The sequence below is a fragment of the Halorubrum sp. AJ67 genome (assembly GCF_000513435.1).
Genome location: NZ_CBVY010000009.1, coordinates 103,855 through 105,601, shown reverse-complemented (window position 1 = coordinate 105,601; position 1,747 = coordinate 103,855). Strand labels below are relative to the sequence as shown.

Genomic DNA, 1,747 nt, shown 5'->3' with positions numbered 1-1,747 from the left:
ATCACAACGTCGTCGCACAAGAGGGACCGGCGAGCCTCGACAGTGGGAGCGCGGTCGGCGAGGAAGGGTATACCTACGAGTACGAGACCACCGGCGAGGACGCCGGCATCACCCACTACGCCTGCGTGCCCCACACCGCGGTCGGCATGCACGGCGGCATCGCCGTCGGCGAGGACGTCGCGACCGTCGAGGTCGGCGGCGCGAACACCGGATGGCCGGAGGATATCGCCTACGTCGGCGTCCCGCTTCACGCCCACTGGGTCGGTATCTCCGCGATCCTCGGGATCGGCCTGACGTTCGTGTTCACGTTCTACATGCTCAAGTACGGCGAGTCGGCCCACACCGGCCACGGGGGTGCGAGATGAGTTCCGGCGGCTCCTCGTACGGCGACATCCACCGCTACGAGCCGGCCCGCGAGAGTACCGCGGCCGCGATCGCGATCGTTCTCCTGACGGTCATCGAGGTCGTCTTCGTGGCGCTTTTCACCTACGGGCTGATGTCCGCGTGGGCGTCGACGGAGGCCGGGAACATGTACGTCGGCGCGCTGCTGGCGCTCATCTTCATCGACCTCGCGTTCATCCTCCTGCTCTACCGGAAGGAGTTCCTCCCGGACGTGATGATAGTCAAGAAGCGCCGCCGTAAGTGGGAGGACCTGTACGTCCGCGAGGAGGACAAGGAGGGCGACGGCATCGACACCGGCAACCTCGCGGAGACGTTGAAGCGGGCGGTGTACCCGTACTACAAGAAGTGATTCGACAATGAGTCTGAAAAAACAAGACGACATGGACCACAACGCGTGGCTCAAGAGTCAGGACCTCACCGCCATCGAGACGGTGTTCCTGACCACGCTCATCTGGCTGGACAAGCGGCTCCGCATCGTCGACTACCTCGAACTGCTGGAGACGATGTACTACCGCGCGAACCTCCAGATGCCAAAGAGCCACACCGAGCAGTACGACCTCGACAACAAGTTCTGGTACTGGTACCCGCTGTACTCGCTCGGGTCCCTCTCGATCATCGCGTACCTGCTTGCGGCGGTGTCCGGCGCGATGCTCGGATTCTACTACGCGCCATCTACCGCCGGGGCAGCCGCGCAGGGCGACCCCACCGCGGCGTACGACTCGATGGTGATGATCATGAAAGACGTCCAGTTCGGCTTCATGCTCCGGTCGATCCACCGCTGGGCGGCGCAATTCATGGTCGCGGCGGTGTTCCTCCACATGCTGCGCGTCTACTTCACCGGCGCGTACAAGGAACCGCGCGAGGTCAACTGGATCCTCGGCGTCGTGCTCATCGCCCTGACGCTCCTGTTCGGCTTCTCCGGGTACGTCCTGCCGTGGAAGCAGCTGTCCTTCTGGGCGGCGCAGATCGGCGTCGAACTGGCGCTCGCGACGCCGCTGGTCGGCGAGTGGGCGGCCCAGCTGCTGTTCGGCGGGTTCACCCTCGGACAGGCGACGCTCGTGAGAATGTACATCCTGCACGTGTTCGTGCTGCCGTTCGTGGTCACCGCGCTCATCGCCATCCACGTCGGCATCGTCTGGGTGCAGGGAATTGCGGAACCGCACTAATCCAATGACCGACACCACCACCACCACGACCGACGACCGCACCGACGAGCGAGCGCGGACGGACGGCGGGCACCGACGAGCGGCACGCACCGACGCGGGCCGCCGGCGACGGTCTCGTATAACTTCGTATAATGTACTGCTATACGAGTTATGCAGTCGTGGAGGCAAGGCACACAGGG

At 64.3% G+C, this 1,747-nt stretch carries 2 protein-coding genes and 1 pseudogene (1 of these 3 cut by a window edge); all 3 read left to right on the top strand.

Features of this window, described 5'->3' with window-relative positions:
* A pseudogene (locus BN903_RS09370) lies at nt 1-365 on the top strand (plastocyanin/azurin family copper-binding protein); it begins 98 nt to the left of the window's first position.
* Nucleotides 362-751: a hypothetical protein gene (locus BN903_RS09365; RefSeq protein ID WP_048077478.1), complete on the top strand. Its 390-nt coding sequence runs from the start codon at nt 362-364 to the stop codon at nt 749-751. Before BN903_RS09370 ends, BN903_RS09365 begins: the two are co-directional and overlap by 4 nt.
* Nucleotides 752-758: 7 nt before the next feature.
* Nucleotides 759-1,568 carry a cytochrome bc complex cytochrome b subunit gene (locus BN903_RS09360; protein ID WP_048077477.1) on the top strand — a complete coding sequence of 270 codons (810 nt, stop codon included), beginning with the start codon at nt 759-761 and terminating at the stop codon, nt 1,566-1,568.
* The last annotated feature ends 179 nt before the right edge of the window (nt 1,569-1,747 follow it).

What these genes read in the sequence shown, in the direction of transcription:
- BN903_RS09365 (WP_048077478.1), top strand. Translation starts at nt 362, where the DNA reads ATGAGTTCCGGCGGCTCCTCGTACGGCGACATCCACCGCTACGAGCCG.
- BN903_RS09360 (WP_048077477.1), top strand. Translation starts at nt 759, where the DNA reads ATGAGTCTGAAAAAACAAGACGACATGGACCACAACGCGTGGCTCAAG.